This is a genomic window from Burkholderia pyrrocinia, assembly GCF_022809715.1.
GTDB lineage: Bacteria > Pseudomonadota > Gammaproteobacteria > Burkholderiales > Burkholderiaceae > Burkholderia > Burkholderia pyrrocinia_C.
In genome coordinates this window covers 316,509-334,214 of the sequence record NZ_CP094460.1, presented here as the reverse complement: position 1 = coordinate 334,214, position 17,706 = coordinate 316,509, and the positions used below count along the sequence as shown (strand labels likewise).

At 67.6% G+C, this 17,706-nt stretch carries 17 protein-coding genes; 5 read left to right on the top strand and 12 right to left on the bottom strand.

The genetic code is table 11. From position 1 onward, the window contains the following. Positions 1–74: 74 nt before the first annotated feature. A complete protein-coding gene (gene ahpF, locus MRS60_RS18380; RefSeq protein WP_175748562.1) occupies positions 75–1,673 on the top strand; it encodes an alkyl hydroperoxide reductase subunit F in 1,599 nt (532 codons plus the stop codon). 97 nt (positions 1,674–1,770) lie between these two features. Here the strand turns inward: ahpF and MRS60_RS18375 are convergent, their stop codons facing one another. From MRS60_RS18375 to glnH, 7 genes are all read right to left on the bottom strand, one after another. Further along, complete coding sequence (locus MRS60_RS18375) at positions 1,771–2,583, bottom strand: extensin (protein WP_243566354.1); 813 nt, start codon at positions 2,581–2,583, stop codon at positions 1,771–1,773. 163 nt (positions 2,584–2,746) lie between these two features. Further along, positions 2,747–3,301: a carboxymuconolactone decarboxylase family protein gene (locus MRS60_RS18370; RefSeq protein ID WP_175748564.1), complete on the bottom strand. Its 555-nt coding sequence runs from the start codon at positions 3,299–3,301 to the stop codon at positions 2,747–2,749. Between the two features lie 36 nt (positions 3,302–3,337). Then, the gene (locus MRS60_RS18365; RefSeq protein ID WP_175748565.1) at positions 3,338–4,672 is read right to left on the bottom strand and encodes an aspartate aminotransferase family protein; all 1,335 of its coding nucleotides are present in this window, start codon (positions 4,670–4,672) and stop codon (positions 3,338–3,340) included. A gap of 15 nt (positions 4,673–4,687) precedes the next feature. Continuing rightward, positions 4,688–5,737: a C45 family autoproteolytic acyltransferase/hydolase gene (locus tag MRS60_RS18360; protein ID WP_243566353.1), complete on the bottom strand. Its 1,050-nt coding sequence runs from the start codon at positions 5,735–5,737 to the stop codon at positions 4,688–4,690. A 20-nt stretch (positions 5,738–5,757) separates the two neighbouring features. Further along, entirely contained in the window at positions 5,758–6,486 is a 729-nt protein-coding gene (gene glnQ, locus MRS60_RS18355) for a glutamine ABC transporter ATP-binding protein GlnQ (RefSeq protein ID WP_243566352.1), read from the bottom strand. Continuing rightward, complete coding sequence (glnP, locus tag MRS60_RS18350) at positions 6,483–7,139, bottom strand: glutamine ABC transporter permease GlnP (protein ID WP_034179830.1); 657 nt, start codon at positions 7,137–7,139, stop codon at positions 6,483–6,485. The genes glnQ and glnP overlap by 4 nt, the downstream gene beginning before the upstream one ends. 66 nt (positions 7,140–7,205) lie before the next feature. After that, positions 7,206–7,958, bottom strand: coding sequence for a glutamine ABC transporter substrate-binding protein GlnH (gene glnH / locus MRS60_RS18345; RefSeq protein ID WP_034179831.1), 753 nt, complete (start codon positions 7,956–7,958; stop codon positions 7,206–7,208). A 585-nt stretch (positions 7,959–8,543) separates the two neighbouring features. Between glnH and MRS60_RS18340 the strand changes: the two genes are divergently transcribed. Next, positions 8,544–8,822: a type II toxin-antitoxin system RelE/ParE family toxin gene (locus tag MRS60_RS18340; protein WP_074803724.1), complete on the top strand. Its 279-nt coding sequence runs from the start codon at positions 8,544–8,546 to the stop codon at positions 8,820–8,822. A 49-nt stretch (positions 8,823–8,871) separates the two neighbouring features. Beyond that, positions 8,872–9,183 (top strand): HigA family addiction module antitoxin, encoded by a 312-nt coding sequence (locus MRS60_RS18335; protein WP_065503714.1) that lies wholly within the window; start codon positions 8,872–8,874, stop codon positions 9,181–9,183. 34 nt (positions 9,184–9,217) lie between these two features. Here the strand turns inward: MRS60_RS18335 and MRS60_RS18330 are convergent, their stop codons facing one another. Continuing rightward, on the bottom strand, positions 9,218–9,628 hold the full coding sequence (locus MRS60_RS18330) for a hypothetical protein (protein ID WP_105392157.1): 411 nt from the start codon (positions 9,626–9,628) through the stop codon (positions 9,218–9,220). Positions 9,629–9,700: 72 nt separating this feature from the next. Then, entirely contained in the window at positions 9,701–13,240 is a 3,540-nt protein-coding gene (locus MRS60_RS18325) for an ABC transporter ATP-binding protein (protein ID WP_243566351.1), read from the bottom strand. 120 nt (positions 13,241–13,360) lie between these two features. On the opposite strand from MRS60_RS18325, the gene MRS60_RS18320 reads away from it, so the two are divergent. Next, on the top strand, positions 13,361–14,308 hold the full coding sequence (locus MRS60_RS18320) for a LysR family transcriptional regulator (protein ID WP_105392155.1): 948 nt from the start codon (positions 13,361–13,363) through the stop codon (positions 14,306–14,308). A gap of 35 nt (positions 14,309–14,343) precedes the next feature. On the opposite strand, the gene MRS60_RS18315 is transcribed toward MRS60_RS18320, so the two are convergent. Next, positions 14,344–14,715 (bottom strand): MAPEG family protein, encoded by a 372-nt coding sequence (locus MRS60_RS18315; protein WP_105392154.1) that lies wholly within the window; start codon positions 14,713–14,715, stop codon positions 14,344–14,346. Positions 14,716–15,016: 301 nt separating this feature from the next. On the opposite strand from MRS60_RS18315, the gene alr reads away from it, so the two are divergent. Beyond that, on the top strand, positions 15,017–16,138 hold the full coding sequence (alr, locus tag MRS60_RS18310; protein WP_243566350.1) for an alanine racemase: 1,122 nt from the start codon (positions 15,017–15,019) through the stop codon (positions 16,136–16,138). Positions 16,139–16,304: 166 nt separating this feature from the next. On the opposite strand, the gene MRS60_RS18305 is transcribed toward alr, so the two are convergent. Together MRS60_RS18305 and MRS60_RS18300 are read right to left on the bottom strand one after the other, a co-directional pair. Beyond that, positions 16,305–17,099, bottom strand: coding sequence for an enoyl-CoA hydratase (locus MRS60_RS18305; RefSeq protein ID WP_243566349.1), 795 nt, complete (start codon positions 17,097–17,099; stop codon positions 16,305–16,307). A gap of 148 nt (positions 17,100–17,247) precedes the next feature. After that, complete coding sequence (locus MRS60_RS18300) at positions 17,248–17,700, bottom strand: DUF3592 domain-containing protein (protein ID WP_243566348.1); 453 nt, start codon at positions 17,698–17,700, stop codon at positions 17,248–17,250. Positions 17,701–17,706: the final 6 nt, after the last annotated feature.

The following is a 17,706-nucleotide window of genomic DNA, read 5'->3' as shown; positions in this document are numbered from 1 at the left end:
CGCATCGCGCGGCCCGCGCCCTCCTCCGGCACGACGTGCCCGACCATAATCATTAATACGGAATCCGAAACGCCATGCTCGACGCCAATCTCAAGAACCAACTGAAAGCGTACCTCGAAAAAATCACGCGCCCGATCGAACTCGTCGCCTCGCTCGACGACAGCGCGAAATCGCAGGAACTGCTGGCGCTGCTGAACGAGATTGCGTCGCTGACGGATCGCGTGACCGTAGCCGAACGCCGCGACGACGCCGAGCGCAAGCCGTCGTTCTCGATCGGCGAGCCCGGCAAGCCGGCCGGCATCCGCTTCGCCGGCATCCCGATGGGCCATGAATTCACGTCGCTCGTGCTCGCGCTGCTGCAGACCGGCGGCCACCCGATCAAGCTCGACGACGACGTGATCGAACAGATCCGCGCGCTCGACGGCGACTACGCGTTCGAGACGTATTTCTCGCTGTCGTGCCAGAACTGCCCGGAAGTCGTGCAGGCGCTGAACGTGATGTCGCTGATCAACCCGCGCATCCGCCACGTCGCGATCGACGGCGCGCTGTTCCAGAATGAAGTCGAGTCGCGCCAGATCATGGCCGTGCCGACGATGTTCCTGAACGGCGCATCGTTCGGCCAGGGCCGCAGCAGCGTGAAGGAAATCCTCGCGAAGCTCGATACGGGTGCGAGCGAGCGTGCCGCGAAGTCGCTCGAAAACAAGCCGGTGTTCGATACGCTGATCGTCGGCGGCGGCCCGGCAGGCGCGGCCGCGGCCATCTACTCGGCGCGCAAGGGCATCGCGACGGGCGTCGTCGCAGAGCGTTTCGGCGGCCAGGTGCTCGACACGATGGCGATCGAGAACTTCGTGTCGGTGCAGGAAACCGAAGGGCCCAAGTTCGCGACCGCGCTCGAGCAGCACGTGAAGCAATACGACGTCGACATCATGGACGTGCAGCGCGCCGACGCGCTGATCCCGGGCGACGTGCACCAGATCCGCCTCGCGAACGGCGCGGTGCTGAAGGCGAAGACGATCGTTCTCGCCACCGGCGCGCGCTGGCGCGAAATCAACGTGCCGGGCGAGCGCGAATACCGCAATCGCGGTGTTGCGTACTGCCCGCACTGCGACGGCCCGCTGTTCAAGGGCAAGCGCGTCGCGGTGGTCGGCGGCGGCAACTCGGGCGTCGAAGCCGCGATCGACCTCGCCGGCATCGTGAAGGAAGTCACGCTGATCGAGTACGGCGCGCAACTGCGCGCGGACGAAGTGCTGCAGCGCAAGCTGCGCAGCCTGCCGAACGTGACGATCGTCACGCAGGCGCAGACGACCGAGCTGACCGGCGACGGCAGCAAGCTGAACGGGCTCGTCTACAAGGATCTGCGCTCGGGCGAAACGCAGCGCATCGATCTCGAAGGCGTGTTCGTGCAGATCGGCCTCGTGCCGAACACCGAATGGCTGAAAGGCACGGTCGAACTGTCGAAGCACGGCGAGATCGTCGTCGATGCGCGCGGCGCGACGTCGGTGCCGGGCGTGTTCGCGGCCGGCGACGTGACGACGGTGCCGTTCAAGCAGATCGTGATCGCGGTCGGCGAAGGCGCGAAGGCATCGCTCGGCGCGTTCGACCACCTGATCCGGCAGGACGTGACGCCGGCGGCAGCCGCTCAGCCGCGGGCCGAAGAAGCGGTCGCTGCTTAACGCGCGTCAGCGCATCGTCGCAACGGTTTGTCTCTCTTGGCCCCGCATGCCTTGGTCGGCATGCGGGGTCCTTTTTATTCGGAAGCCGAGCGCGTGGTTACTTGGTCGAGGTTGAATCGCCGTTCGCCGGCACTGGCGTCGTCGACTTCAAACTGCTCGACTGCCTGACCAGTTGCTCGGTCATCGCGGCGGCAACCGGATTCGCGCCCGACGACGAACCGCCCTGCCGATACGAACCGGAACTCGACGACGTCGACATCGACGACATCGGCGGCGGCGGCAATGACGGATCGAGCTTCGCCGACTCCCTGACGAGCTCGGCCGTCTCCGGCGTTTCGGATTTCGTTGCGGATTTTGTTGCGGCAGGTGCCGCGGCCGCGTGGCGTTCGAGGCCGTCGCGCTTGCGCGGCGCGCGCTGCGTGACCTGCGCCGGGGCAGCCGGCTGAACCGGTTGCGCCTGCTGTGCGGCCGGCGGGGTCGAATCCTGCGCATCGACCGTCACGACGTTGACCTTCGGCGGCGGCGCGCTCGGTTTCGTCACCGGCTGCGCTTTCTCGCTGACAACCGGAACGGCGGGGACAGATGCAGGTGCGGCGCTGACGCGCGCGGGTGCTGCCGGTGCAGGCGCCGGTGCGGTCACCGTTGCGGCGGGAGGCGGCGGGACAGCCGCCTGTTTCGGTGCCGTATCGGCATGGGCTGCCGTCGCGGCAGCCGGTGCCGGCGGCGCGATGGCGCCCTGCACCGCGTGATCGTTGTTCGCGGGCGCCGCAGCAACCGGCGCGGACGAATCGCCGATGCCGGCGTCTTCGATCGCACGGTGGTCCGCGCGCAGGAGCATCACGTATGCAGTGCCGGCTGCGGCTACCAGGAGCCCTCCGGCGATCATCAAGGTCTTGCGGGTACTCGTCATGCTTGCTCACCGATCATATCGACGTGAACAAGCCATGATACGCGGCCACCGGCCGTTGATCCCGCATGAATACATTTGGTTGCATTGATGCCGGCGGCGCGATCGTCAGACGTATCGCGGCCGCCGTTCCGGCACGATCAATACACGGCCGCTTGCACGGCGATTACTCCGGAAACGGCAAATCGGTTTGCCCGTCCGCGCGCATGCCGAACGTGTTCAGCGTCATCGCGACGAGCGCGTAATAGCCGAGCAGCGCAACGAGATTCACGACGGTTTCGTGACCGAAACGCGCTTCCGCGCGCGCGAACGTCGCGTCGCTGACGCGCCGCGTGTCGTACAGCTCGCTCGCGAACGCATGGATCAGCGCATCGTCGTCCGACTCGAATGCAGGTTCGACGCCGCGCCGGATCGCGTCTGCGGTCGCGGCCGGTACGCCCGCGTCGAGTGCGATCGGATGGTGGATGTGCCACTCGGCCTGCGAGCGCCAGCGCGCGGCCGTCACGAGAATCGCGAGCTCCGACAGCCGCAGCGGCAGGCCCGTGCGATAGCGGCAGAACGCACCGAGCTTCTGCGCGTGCTGGGCCAACTCGGGGCTCGCGATCCAGCCGAGAAACGGCCCGTTCAGGTTGCCGCGCGGGCCGCTGAGTATGTCGGCCAGCACGGCCTTCTGCGCGTCGGAGGCCGACGCGGGATCGAACGGTGGCAGTCTGTCTGTCATGGTGATGATCCGGTGAGGTTCAGTGCATCGATGCCGTCACGCGCCGGCCGCGGCGAGCGCCGCGTCGATCGCGCCCGACAGCCGCTCGACGATCGTATCGATCTGCTGCGCGGTGCAGATGAACGGCGGCGCGATCAGGATGTGATCGCCGTGGACGCCGTCGATCGTCCCGCCCATCGGATACACCATCAAACCGCGCTGCATCGCTTCGCGCTTGACCGCCGCGTGCAGCTTCAGCGCGGGATCGAACGTCGCCTTGCTGTCGCGATCGCGCACGAGCTCGACGCCGACGAACAGCCCGCGGCCGCGCACGTCGCCGACATGCGGGTGCGCACCGTAGTGCTCGCGCAGCGACGCGCGCAACTGCTCGCCGCGCGCCTTCACGTTGTCGAGCAGTTTTTCTTCGGCGATCACGCGCTGCACTTCGAGCGCGGCCGCGCACGCGGTCGCATGGCCGAGATACGTATGGCCGTGCTGGAAGAAGCCCGATCCGTCGACGATCGTCCGGTAGATGCGGTCGCTGACGAGCGTCGCGCCGATCGGCTGGTAGCCCGCGCCGAGCCCTTTCGCGATCGTCAGCAGGTCGGGCGCGACGCCGTCTTCATCACACGCGTACAGGTAGCCCGTGCGCCCCATCCCCGACATGATCTCGTCGAGAATCAGCAGTACACCATACTTGTCGCACACCGCACGAATCTTCTTCAGGTACGTGCGCACCGGCGGCACCGCGCCGGCCGTTGCGCCCACCACCGTTTCCGCAACGAACGCCGCGACGTTTTCCGCGCCGAGTTCGACGATCTTCTGCTCGAGCTCGTCCGCCAGGCGCTGCGCATACGCTTCGTCGCTTTCTCCCGCCTGCTGGTCGCGATACGCATAACACGGGCTCACGTGATGCGCTTCGATCAGCAGCGGCAGGAACGGCTCGCGCCGCCACGCGTTGCCGCCGATCGCGAGCGCGCCGAGCGTGTTGCCGTGATAGCTCTGGCGCCGCGCGATGAAATGGCGGCGCTGCGGCTCGCCCTTCTCGACGAAATACTGCCGCGCGAGCTTCAGCGCGGCCTCGATCGCCTCGGAGCCGCCCGATACGAAATACACGTGTTCGAGGCCGGCCGGCGCGCCGTCGACGAGCCGGTCGGCCAGTTCCTCGGCCACGTCGGTCGTGAAGAACGACGTATGCGCGTACGGCAGTTGCTGCACCTGCCGCTTGATCGCGTCGATCACGCGCTGGTTGCTGTGGCCGAGACACGAGACGGCTGCGCCGCCGCATGCGTCGATATAGCGTTTGCCGGTCGAATCGATGATCTCGATGCCGTCGCCTGCGACGGCAACGGGCAAGGTCGCGCGCGGAGCGCGATGGAAAACGGTCGTCATGCGTTGCCTCATGGATCAGGACGCGCCGTGCGCGCGCCCGGACGGCACGATGCGCGTCGCGAAGCGCTGCGTGCCGTGCTGGTGAATGGTGAAATCGATCGCCGCCGCGCCGATCGCGAACACCGCGGTCGCGAGCGTGTTCTCGTCGTCGGGGTCGGCCGGGTCGTCGCGGTAGATCGGCAGCCCTTCCGGCGCGCGATCGCCGAGCACGCGCAGCAGCGCGGCTTCGTCGATCGCGTCGATACCGGGCGTCAGCGCATCGACGCGCCGCTGGCGGTCGGCCGACGATTGCGTGACGATCTGTGCTTCCGCTTCGCAACCGGGATGCACGAGATGGTTCGCATGACCCGCGAGCCGCGCGACATCGATCACCGAACAGCGCGCGGCGCTCGCTTCGATGCTCAGCAGCCGCGCATCGCCGGTCGCGCCGAGCGTGTGATGAAAGCCGCTCGCGCGTGCATGCAAGCGCAGTACGTCGGCCGCCGCGTCGAGCGACGTCGCGTCGAGCACGGCGCGTGCGAGGATCATCCGCGGCACGCCTGGTGCCGGCGTGCGAATCCGCAGATTGTTGATCGCCTGCGCGATGCCCGCGCGGTTCACGGCAAACGTATGGCCCGGCAGCGAACCGGGGTAGTAGAAACTGATGAAGCCCGGCTTGCCTGCCGGCTGCACGTCGACGAGCAGGCAGCGCTCGCGCAGGAACGGGTCGCCGTCCTCATTGTGCGCGATCCAGCGGGTGCCGTCCGCGCCGCGCGCGGCGAGCGTCGTGCAACCGTCCGGCGCGTTGTGGATCAGCTCACCGCGGCAGTTCCACAGGAAGATGTCCTCGGCCGGCCAGCCGATGCCCGCCGCGATCCCGTCCAGTTCCGCGACGAGATCGGGGTACGCGGCCAGCGCGGCCTGCCGCAGCGCATCGACGAACGGATGGCCGCGCCAGCGGCGCACGGCCTGCCACGCGCTGCTCTGCTGCATGTACGCATCGAACACGGGACGAGCGAGCTCGCCGAGGCGCACGCCGATGTCGAACGGCGCGCCGGCGATGACGGGGGTAAGGGAAAGCGGCATGTCGAATGTTTCGGTTTCGGTCAGGACACGTGTTTCAGGAACTCCTTCAGGCGCGGCGTCGGCGGCCGGTCGATCAGGTCGACCGGATGGCCGTCCTCGGCGATGCCGCCCTGATCCATGAACAGCAGGCGCGTGCCGACCCGCTTCGCGAAGCCGATCTCGTGCGTGACGACGATCATCGTCATCCCTTCGGTAGCAAGATCCTGCATCACTTTCAGCACTTCGTGGCGCAATTCCGGATCGAGCGCCGACGTCGGCTCGTCGAACAGCATCAGCCGCGGCCGGATCGCGAGCGCGCGCGCGATCGCGACGCGCTGCTGCTGGCCGCCCGACAGCTCCGACGGGTAATGATTCGCGCGCGATTCGAGGTCGACCTTGTCGAGCAGCGCCATCGCCTGGTCGCGTGCTTCGGCGCGCGATGCGCCGCGCACCTGGGTCGGCCCGAACATCACGTTCTCGAGCGCGGTCATTTGCGGAAACAGGTTGAACTGCTGGAACACCATGCCGGCTTCGAGCCGGATGTTGCGGATCGTCGTCGCGTTGCCGCGCACGCTCTGGCCGTCGACGAGCAGTTCGCCGCCGGTGATTTTCTCGAGCGCGTTGACACAGCGCAGCATCGTCGATTTGCCCGACCCCGACGGACCGATCACGACAACCACTTCGCCCGCGTCGATCTTCAGGTCGATGTGCTTCAGCACCGGTACGTGGCCGAAGCTCTTCGACACGTTCTGGAATTCGATCATGCTCATAGGATCCTCATCCGCTTTTCGACGAGCCGCAGCGTCAGCGTCATCGCGCCGGTCAGCAGCAGGTAGATGACAGCCACCGCGCTCCAGATCTCGACCGCCTGGAAGTTGCCCGCGATGATTTCCTGGCCCTTGCGCGTCAGTTCGCCGACGCCGATCACGATGAACAGCGACGTGTCCTTCAGGCTCACGATGCACTGGTTGCCGAGCGGCGGAATCAGCCGCCGGAACGCCAGCGGCCCGACCACCTTCAGCAGCACGCGCGGCATCGACAAGCCCATCGCGAGCCCCGCTTCCGTCAGCCCCTTCGGGATCGACAGCAGCGCGCCGCGCACCACTTCGGCGAGATACGCACCGGAGTTCACCGTGATCGCGATGATCGCGGCCGTCAGGCCGTCGATGCGGATGTGCGCGAGCAACGGCAGCGCGAAATACAGGAACATCACCTGCACGACGATCGGCGTGCCGCGAATCAATTCAATGTAGACCTGTGCGAGCACGTTCATCGCCTTCGGTCCGTATGCGCGGAACATGCCCGCGATCATCCCGACGATGAAACCGCCCACCAGCCCGAAAAATGCGATGAACACCGTCAACCGGACCCCGTCCATCAGGTCCGGCAACGCCGCCCAGATCGCCGACCAATCGAAATTCACTTGTCGCTCCCCGTTCGATTCAAGACCGGCGCGGCCGCACGGCCGCGCGCTGTTGCGGCGTCACGCTCACATCTTCGGCGGCTCGGCGCCGAACCACTTCTTGTAGATCTGCGCGTAACGGCCATCGGCCTTGATCTTCACGAGCGACGCGTTGACCTTCGGCACGAGCGGGCTGCCTTTCGGGAAACCCATCCCGTACTTGTCGCCGCTGACCGGCTGGCCCGCGACCTGCACCTTGCCCTTGCCTTCGTTGTTCACGAAGAACAGCACGTTCGGCGTGTCGTGCATCGCCGCGTCGACACGGCCGGCTTCAAGCGCGAGGTAGGCCTGGTCGATGTTCGGGAACTGGCGGATTTCCTTCGGCTTCAGGTGCGCCTTGATCCAGTCGATCGTCGCGGTGCCCGTCTTCGCGGCGATCACCTTGCCGTTCAGGTCGTCGATCGACTTGATCGTCGTGTTGCCGGTCTGCACCATCGCCGCGAGGCCGCTGTCGTAGTACGGCGCGGAGAAGTCGATCGCTTTCTTGCGCTCCTCCTTGATCGTCATCCCCGACAGCGCGACGTCGATGTTCTGCGTCTGCAGCGCCGGGATCAGGCCCGCGAAATCCATCGGCTGGATCGTGTATTTCCAGCCCTGGTCCTTCGCGATCTCCGCCCACAGGTCGAGATCGAAGCCGACGTACTTGTCGCCCTGCTTGAACTCGAACGGCATGAACGACGTATCGGTGCCGACGACGAGCGTCTTGGTATCCGCGTGCGCGAGGCTTGCGCCGAGCGCGGCAACGGCCGCGACGGCTTTCAGGAAGGAACGGCGACTCATGGTTTCTCTCCGCATGATTGGGCGATGTTGCCGGCCAGCCGGCCGGCGGGAACGACGACATCAAGCAGCACCGCAACATGCGATGTCGAATTAGACATTGGCGCAACATGTGTTGTCAACGGCGATACTACGACAACAAAAAAGTACGCAACGGGGAATTTCATCGAGACAAACCCGGGCCGCGCGGGCCCGATAGATCGGAGGAAAGCGGCGGATGGCGGGCGAAATGCACGGGCCGGGGGGGGCATGCCGCGCAGCTCCCCTGGGGCAGCCGCCCCCTTGGGCTTTCCGAAGCCCACCCCTCAGAGTTGCCAACAGCGCACGATCGGGCGCGGGAATGAGGCGGGGCCGTGTTCGGGCTCCAGCGGCAGGGCCGCCCTAGAGGCGTTGTACGACGGTAATGGATGAACGGATGCGCGGGCGCCGCCCCGCAAAACTCGGCGGATTGATGGGGAGCAAATCCGTCGAGGTTGATCGCATTCACAACACTTGTAACGCGTAACGTTACAGGCTATACTTGCCTTGCGTCTTGTGCGAGACGCTTTGATTCACCGCAAAAAGGGGCTTCCACCATGCGTAATTTCTATGATCAAGAGCTTTCGCCATAAAGGCATTCAGCGCTTCTTTGAATCTGGCTCCACAGCGGGCATTCAAGCGGCGCACATGAGCAAACTTAAGCGGCTACTGTCTGCGTTGAACCGGGCGAAAAGCCCGAACGACATGAACCAACCGGGGTGGCGGTTGCACCCTTGGAAGGGAACCGGCGACGGTGTATGGTCGGTCGACGTGAACGGAAATTGGAGGTTGACGTTCGAGTTCGATGGGGAGGATGCAGTCCTCGTCGATTATCTCGATCCTCACTGACAGGCCGCCTCTACTACGGATCTACAGTACAGCGTTCATTACAACGGCTATGTCCATCATGTTTGACCCGCCGCATCCCGCGGCAATCCTTCGGGAAGATGTGCTTCCGGCACTGAACCTGACGGTGACTCAAGCGGCAGAACAACTGGGCGTTTCGCGCGTCCAGTTGTCCCGTGTTCTCAACGAAAGGGCGAGTATCTCGCCCGATATGGCGCTACGCCTCGAGCAGTGGCTTGGTGCGGAGCGCGGCGGCCGAGCTGATTTCTGGCTCGGCATGCAATTGGACTATGACCTGTGGCAGGCACGAAAGCATGCGCCGACGAAGGTTAAGCCTGCCCCTTCAGAGGCAGTGCGTGCTTAACGAGAAACCGGCTTTGGTCCGGATCCCTGTTCAGTTAAAGCCCGCCTTGCGCGGGCTTTTTTGCTAATGACTCGTCGTCCACGTCTTCCGGTCGCACGTAGATGGCGCCCTTATCGATCGGCGCGACGTAGTAACCGCGTGCGGTCAGTTCGATCCTGAAGTCGCTGAATACCTGGAACAGCTCGTTATCGCACGGCAAAGACGTGAACTTGAGATCGACACGTTCCCCGGTTTCATACGACGTTCGGAAGAGTCGTGCGGGGGCGGCCCTGAGGCAGAAGTCTGAAGGGAAGGTCGCGGCGGCGGGTGCGGCCGCCACGACGGCCGTCCAGTGCAACGCGTGTGGCAGGATGACGACCGCGCCATCGCCGCCGCCCGCACATCGGTTCGCGCGGACGGCCGGCGATTCAACCAGGCGCCTTGTCGGGACGACCGTGCGCGCCAAGCCGGCAACCGCCGGCGCGGCTCAACGCAGGTTGCGGGATGCGCGCGGCAGCGCCGAGCGACGGCGCGTCGCTCACGCCGCCACCCCACTCGCCTGATGCGACACGAGCCGCGCATACGCACCCTGCCGCGCCATCAGTTCCGCATGACGCCCGGCCTCGATGACGCGGCCCTGCTCGATCACGAGGATCGTGTCGGCATTGCGCACGGTCGACAACCGGTGCGCAATGATGATCGACGTCCGCTGAGTCATCAGGTCGTCCAGCGCCGCGCGGATCTGCTGCTCGCTGATCGTGTCCAGGTGGGACGTCGCCTCGTCGAGGATCAGCACCGGCGCATCCTTCAGGAACGCACGCGCGATCGCAACGCGCTGGCGCTGCCCGCCCGACAGCTGCACGCCGCGCTCGCCGACGCGCGTCGCGAGCCCGTCCGGCAGCCGCGCGACGAAATCGCCGAGCGCCGCATGATCGATCGCACGCTGCACGTCCGCGTCTGAAGCGTCGCTCGCGGCGAGCCGGATGTTCGCTTCGAGCGTATCGTTGAACAGATAGGTATCCTGCGCAACCAGCGCAATGTGCTGCCGCAGGTCGTCGAGCCGCAGGTCGCGCAGGTCGACGCCGCCGAGCGTCACGCGACCATGCTGCGGATCCCAGAAGCGCAGCAGCAGGCTCGCGACCGTCGACTTGCCGGCGCCCGACGCGCCGACCAGCGCGACCGTGCTGCCGGGCGGCACCTCGAAACTCACTCGGTCGATCGCGGGCACGCCGCGGCCCGGATACGTGAAGCGCGTTTCCTCGAAGCGCACCGCCGGGTTGCCGGGCATCGGCTGCGTGCCGTCCGTCACAGTCACGGGCTCCTTCTCGAGCGCGCGCAACCGTCGCGTCGACGCGATCGTGTCGGCGAGCTGGCGCGCGACCTGGCCGATTTCGGCAACCGGCATGAACGCGGCCACCGCGACCAGCACCAGCAGCGGCAACGACTCGCGCGGAAACCAGCCGCGCGCGCACAGCAGCGCACCGAGCGCCGCGACGGCCAGCCCGCCGAGCCCGCTCGCGATTTCCAGCGCGGCGCTTTGCGTCGACAGGTCGTCGAGCAGCTTCGCGCGCTGCTTCCGGTACGCATCGACCTCGGCCACGAACGCTTCGCGCCGGCGCGCGATCGCCTGGAACGCGGTCAGCTCCGCGAGCCCCTGGATCGTTTCGGTCAGGTGCGCGCCAAGCTGGCCGAGCGCTTCGCGCGCGCCGGTGCCGAGCCGGTCGACGTCGCGGCGAGCCAGCACGGGTGCCAGCCCGGCCCACAGCAGGAACGGCAGCAGCACGAGCGCGAGCGGCCACGCGACCGACGCGAGCAGCACCAGCACGCCGGCCGGCACGAGTACCGCGACGAACGCGGGCGCCAGCGTATGCGCATAGAAATACTCGACCGTCTCCACGTCCTGCGTCGCGAGCGCGACGAGATCGCCGGAACGGCGGCGCAGCAGCCCGGCCGGCGCGAGGCGTTCGAGCGTCGCGAACAGCGCGATGCGCATTTCCGCGAGCAGCCGGTATGCCATGTCGTGCGCGAGCCACGATTCGAGCCAGTGCAGCACGGCCGCCACCGGCGCGATCGCGAGCAGCGCCACGACGAGCGCGGTGCTCGCGTGACCGGCCGACACGGCGCCGACCACCAGCGCGCCGATCACGCCGACGCCGATGAACGCGAGCACGCGGCCGATCCCGAACAGCACGGTCAGCGCGACCTTGCCCTTCCATGGACGCACGAAGCGCAGCAGCGTCCGCAACGTTTCCGGCCAGCCGATCGTCGCCGCGTCGTCGTTCAGCGGCCTGACCTGCGGGCCCGACGACGCACGAGCGGTGGCGCCGGCCGTCGCCGCCGCGCCGACCGTTTCGGCGACTGCCTCCAGTTGCGGCCCCATCAGCCGGCGATACGGGCCGTCGCGCGCGATCAGCGCCGCGTGCGTCCCTTCGTCGACCACCTGCCCCTGGTCGAGCACCAGGATGCGGTCGGCGCCGATCACGCTGGACAGCCGGTGCGCGAGCACGAGCGTCGTTCGCCCGCGCGTGAGTCGGTCGAGCGCCTGCTGGATCAGCGCTTCGTTTTCCGCGTCGACCGACGACAGCGCCTCGTCGAGCAGCAGGATCGGTGCATCGCGCAGCAGTGCGCGGGCAATCGCGATGCGCTGGCGCTGGCCGCCTGACAGCATCAGCCCGCGTTCGCCGATGCGCGTCGCGTAACCGTCGGGCAGCGCCGAGATGAAATCGTGCGCGTTGGCGTCGCGCGCGGCCGCGATCATGTCCGCGTCGCTCGCGTCGGGGCGGCCGAGCCGCAGGTTGTCGGCGACGCTGCCGTCGAACAGCGTCGCATCCTGCGCGACGACCGCGATCATCTCGCGCACCTGGTCGGCGCCGAGCGTGCGCACGTCATGGCCGCCGATGCGGATCGCGCCGCCCTGCGCATCGTGCTGGCGCAACAGCAGGCGCACGATGGTCGACTTGCCCGCACCGCTCGGGCCGACGATCGCCACCGTTTCGCCTTCACGAACCGAGAAGCTCAGCGCCGCATGCGCGTCCGCACGGCGCCCCGGATACGCGAAGCTGACGCGGTCGAACGCGATCTCCGGCCGCAAGCCCGTCACGCGCGGCGCGTGGGCGGCCGGCGCGTGGCTGCCCGCGTCGAACAGCGCGTGGATCGCATTCGCCGCCGACTGGCCGATCATTCCCTGATGCAGCACCGCGCGCAGGTCGCGCAGCGGCCGGAAGATTTCGCTGCCGGCCATCAGCACGATCAGCAGCGCCTCGAGGCTCATGTCGCCGTGCCGCACGCGCCACGCGCCGACCGCGATCGCCGCGGCCGCGCCGAGGCCGGTGCCGAGATCGGTGAAGAGCCGCGTCAGCAGGCCGAGCGCGAGCACCCAGAACGTGCTGTCCGACAGCGCGCGCGCCTTCGCGGCCAGCTTCGCGCCGAACGCGGTGCTCTGCCCGAACGCCTTCAGCGTCGGCAGGCCCTGCACCGCATCGAGAAACTCCTCGCCGAACGCCTTGAAGGCGGCCGAGCGTGCGAGCGCCGCGCGCCGGTCGGCGCGATGCACGAGCTGCGGCAGCGCGAGCGTGACGAGCGCCGCGACCAGCAGGATCGCGGCCGTCGGCACGTCCCACCACGCGAGCACCGCGAAGATCATCACCGGCGCGCACGCGGCGATCACGAGCTGCGGCAGGTAGACGCCGAAGAAAATCTGCAGTTGCTCGACGCCGTCGACGACGGTCAGCATCACGCCGCCCGTGCGTTCGCCGCTGAACCATGCGGGGCCGAGCGCGGCGATCCGGTCGAACAGCCGCGCGCGCAGCGTGGCTTGTACGCGCCCGGCCGTGTGCTGCGCGAGCACCGTGCGGCGATGATCGAGCCACGCGCGCAGCAGCACGCAGGCCGCCGTTGCAACGACGGCTTCGACGATGCTGCGCACCGGCGCGTCGGAAAAGACCAGCGCCAGCACGCGGCCGAGGAACACGAAACGGAGGATGCCGACACCCATCGCGAGCAGCCCGAGCGCGACCGCCGCGGCCACCCGCCCGCGCAATCCCGCCATCATTGCCCATAGTCGTCGGTCGAAATACATGAAGCCCTCCAGTCGGTGTTTCGGTGCGGTTTTTCTTGACCGGATCGAGGCTACCCGCGCGGCCCGCGCGCGGCAAAAGATGATTTTTCAACGGGTGTTGAGTCAACTACAATACCCCGCATGTCGCACCTTCCTCCCCTCAGCGCACTGCGTGCTTTCGAGGCGGCTGTCCGCCTCGGCGGGTTCGCGCGCGCGGCGGCCGAGCTGAACGTATCGACCAGCGCGGTCAGCCACCAGATCCGTGCGCTCGAGGAATCGCTCGGTGCACGGCTGCTCGAACGCAGCACGGGGCTCGGCGGCATCGGCCTCACGCCGGCCGGCGCACGCCTGCTGCCGGCCGTCAGTGACGCGCTGTCGCGCCTGACCGACGCCTGCGCCGAGATTCGCGGCACCGCGCAACGGCTCACCGTTTCTGCCAATGCGCCGTTTTCGTCGATGTGGCTCGCACGCCGTCTCGCGGAATTCTCGTCGCTTCATCCCGAAACGCCGCTGCATGCCGTCGTGCTCGAAGATGAACCGGATTTCGCGCGCAGCGGCATCGATCTGGCTATCGTGCACGTGCCCGCGCACCGGCTGCGGGCCGACGACGACGTGCTGATGCGGGAGACCGTGTTTCCGGTATGCAGCCCCGAGCTGTATCCGTATGCATCGGGGTACGTGTGCCGCTCGCGGCTGCTGCAGGAGATGCACGAAAACAGCCCCGAGATCGACTGGCGCAACTGGGCATCGGAGTTCGGCTTGCCGGACGATTTCGAAACGAAGATCGTTCGCTACAGCAGTTTCAGCCAGGTGATCGGCGCGGCGGTGGGCGGTGCGGGCATCGCGCTCGGCCGCGTGCCGCTCATCGAGCCCGAACTGCGCAGCGGGCGTCTGGTGCCGCTGGTGCCGGGCCTCCAGCGCGATGCGTCATGGCGCTTCGTGCTGCGCCGCCATCCGTCGACGCGGCACCGGCTGCTCGATCCGCTGATAGCGTTCCTGCGCCGCGAAGCGGATGCGCCGCCGTTCGTCGCCAAGATCGTTGCGCCCGCATCCAACGACAGTCACGCGCGCGGCGCGGGCGGCGCATAACAGCGCCGGCACGCTAGGGCCTGCTCACCGGCCGCTCACGGCGTGGCAAAGAACAGCGCGACGACGCACGCCATCCCGCCGAACCACACGAGCGAACGCAGCGACGCCCAGTTCAGCAGGTACATCAGCGTATAGACGACGCGGATCGCGACGAAACCCATCGCGAGCTGGTCGACGTGATGCGCGTTCGCGCCGTTGTGCCACGCGACCACCAGCGCGGCCGTGAACAGCGCAAGCGCTTCCCACGCGTTCTGGTGCGCGGCCTGCGCCCGCGCGCGCCAGCCTTCGAGCTTCGCCAGGTAGTCGCGCGGCGTACGGTTGTCGTAGCCCTTGCGCGCCTTGGCCAGGAACGTCAGCGGGAACGGCAACAGCGCCACGATGAACAGGCACAGCTGGGACGTCGTCATCAAAGTCTCCTCCTTTATGATTACATTGCCCAATGACAAGATCGCCGAGAGCTTAGCATTGCGCCGTGCCGTTCGCGCACCGGTTTTCTAGACGGGAGACTCGGCTGCACGGGCCGCCGACGGCTGCGGCCGGCGTGGTCCGCCACCCAAATTTCCACCAAATCGTCGACAAATACGTTAATTAAAACTGGTCGAACACCAATAAGATAGCGCTCAACACTGGCTTGGCGCATAACCGCGCCAGCCTGCCGATCCGGGCGCGCCGCCGCGCGCCGAACGACATCCGACCCGAGCCATCACCATGCCCCGTCCCATCGTCGCCCTTATCCGCCCCGACGCCATCCGTCACAACCTCGACTTCATCCGCCGCACCGCCGCGCAATCGCGCGTGTGGGCCGTGATCAAGGCCAACGCATACGGCCACGGCATCGAGCGGATCTACCCGGGCCTCGCGGCCGCCGACGGCATCGGTCTGCTCGATCTCGACGAAGCCGTGCGCGTGCGCGAACTCGGCTGGGACAAGCCCGTGCTGCTGCTCGAAGGGATCTTCGAGCCGGCCGACGTCGAGCTGGCCGATCGCCACCGGCTGACGGTGGCCGTGCACTGCGACGAGCAGCTCGACCTGCTGATCGCCGCGAAGCCGCGGCAGCCGATCGACATCCAGCTCAAGATGAATTCCGGGATGAACCGGCTCGGCTACCGGCCCGCCGCGTTCCGCGCTGCGTGGGAGCGCGCGGCGAGCGCACCGTCGATCGGCAGGATCACGCTGATGATGCATTTCGCGAACGCCGACGAAGGCGAGGTCGACTGGCAGCTCGATCAATTCGATGCGACCACGGCCGGGATTCCGGGCGAGCGCTCGGTGTCGAATTCGGCGGCCGTGCTGTGGCATCCGCGCGCGCACCGCGACTGGGTGCGGCCCGGCACGATCCTGTACGGCGCGTCGCCAACCGGTGCGGCGCGGCATATCGCCGACACGCCGCTGATGGCCGCGATGACGCTGACGAGCAAGATCATCGGCGTGCAGACGCTGTCGCCGGACGAAACCGTCGGTTACGGCCGCCGCTTCACGGCCGACCGGCCGATGCGGATCGGCGTCGTCGCGTGCGGCTACGCGGACGGCTATCCGCGCCACGCGCCGACCGGCACGCCGATCGCGGTGGACGGCGTGATGACGCGCGTCGTCGGCCGCGTGTCGATGGACATGCTGACCGTCGACCTGACACCGTGCCCGAACGCGGGCATCGGGTCGAGCGTCGAGCTGTGGGGCGACCAGGTGAAGGTGGACGACGTCGCGGAAGCCAGCGGCACGATCGGCTATGAGCTGATGTGCGCGCTCGCGCGCCGCGTGCCGGTCGTGATCGTGCCGCCGGGCGCATCGACCGCGCAGCCGGCGCTGCGGACCGGGAGCTACGGGCGCTGACCGCGGTCGATGCTGCGGCGCACTACCGCGCCGCCGCGCATGCCGCTTCACTTGCGGGCCGCCTCGGGCGGTCCGTTTGCGTTCCGGCGGACGGGAAACCCGAGCCGGAGAATACGCGTGTGTTACAGCCGTTCCGCTCCGCTCGACCTGCCTATCCGGCGGTGTACTACGAACGCCACGTCGGCTTCCGCTTCTCGAGGAACGCGTCGATCCCTTCGCCCGCATCCTCTTCCATCATGTTGCGGGCCATCACGTCGCCCGCATACGCATACGCTTCATCGAGCGGCAACTCGCGCTGGCGGTAGAACATCTGCTTGCCGTGGCGCACCGCGGCCGGGCTCTTCGCGACGATCTCCGCGACCTTGCGCGCGACGGCCGCATCGAGCGCGTCCTCGGGCACGGCCTCGTTGACGAGCCCCCACGCGGCGGCCGTCGCCGCATCGACGAAGCGCCCGGTCACGAGCATGTCGAACGCGCGCTTCGCCGTGACGTTGCGGCTCAGCGCGACGGCCGGCGTCGAACAGAACAGCCCGACGTTGATGCCCGATACCGCGAAACGCGCGGTGTCGGCCGCGATCGCCAGATCGCACGCGGCGACGAGCTGGCAGCCGGCCGCCGTCGCGATGCCCTGCACGCGCGCGATCACCGGCACCGGCAACGCGCGCATCGCGAGCATCACGCGGCTGCACTGCGCGAACAGCGCGCGGTAGTAGTCGAGTTCCGGCTTGCCGCGCATCTGCCGCAGGTCGTGGCCCGCGCAGAACGCCTTGCCTTGCGCGGCCAGCACGACGCAGCGCACGTGCGGATCGGCCGCCAGCACACCGAACGCGTCGTGCAGGCTCGCGAGCATCGCTTCGGACAACGCGTTGAACTGCTGCGGCCGGTTCAGCCGCAGCGTGACGACGCCGTCGCGCACCTCGCGCAACAGGATCGGCTCGGCAGTCTCTTGATCGGGTTCCATGATGTTCCGCTCGACGGGGTTCGGCAGGATTGGGGGCGGCACGAACGGGCAGCGATGGTGCACGCGCGTTCGCGGCGTACCAATGAAATGGTCCTCCACATTCCGTGCGGCGTCCAGTCGCGTGGCACCGGCGCCGGCGCTCAAGCGCTCAAGCGCGCGTGCGCCCGCTGTGCCATGCGCGCACGCCCGACCAAAGGTGCCCGATACCGGCCAGGAAAAAGACCGCGCCCATGACACCAAAGGTCAGCACGTCGCCCCAGATCGCGCCGAACGTATTCATTCGCGCGGTCATCGCGGGCGCCTCCGGCGCGTAGCGCACCTCGACCGTCGCGCCGTCCTTCACGCTGACGTCGCCGCCCTGCGGGTATTCGACATGCTCGCCCGCGAGCGTCGTGAACGCGATCTCCGGATGATGCGGGCCCGCGTTCAGCCTCACGACGTGGCCCGGCACGACGACCGACGTCCGCAGGAACTCGCGCGTCGATTGCGCATACATGACGACGCCGATCAGCATGCACGCGCCCACCACGGTAAAAAAGACGCCCTTCACGATCAGCCTCTCCGTGTGCTGTGCGGTCGCGTGAGACGATGCTGGCACCATGTCGCC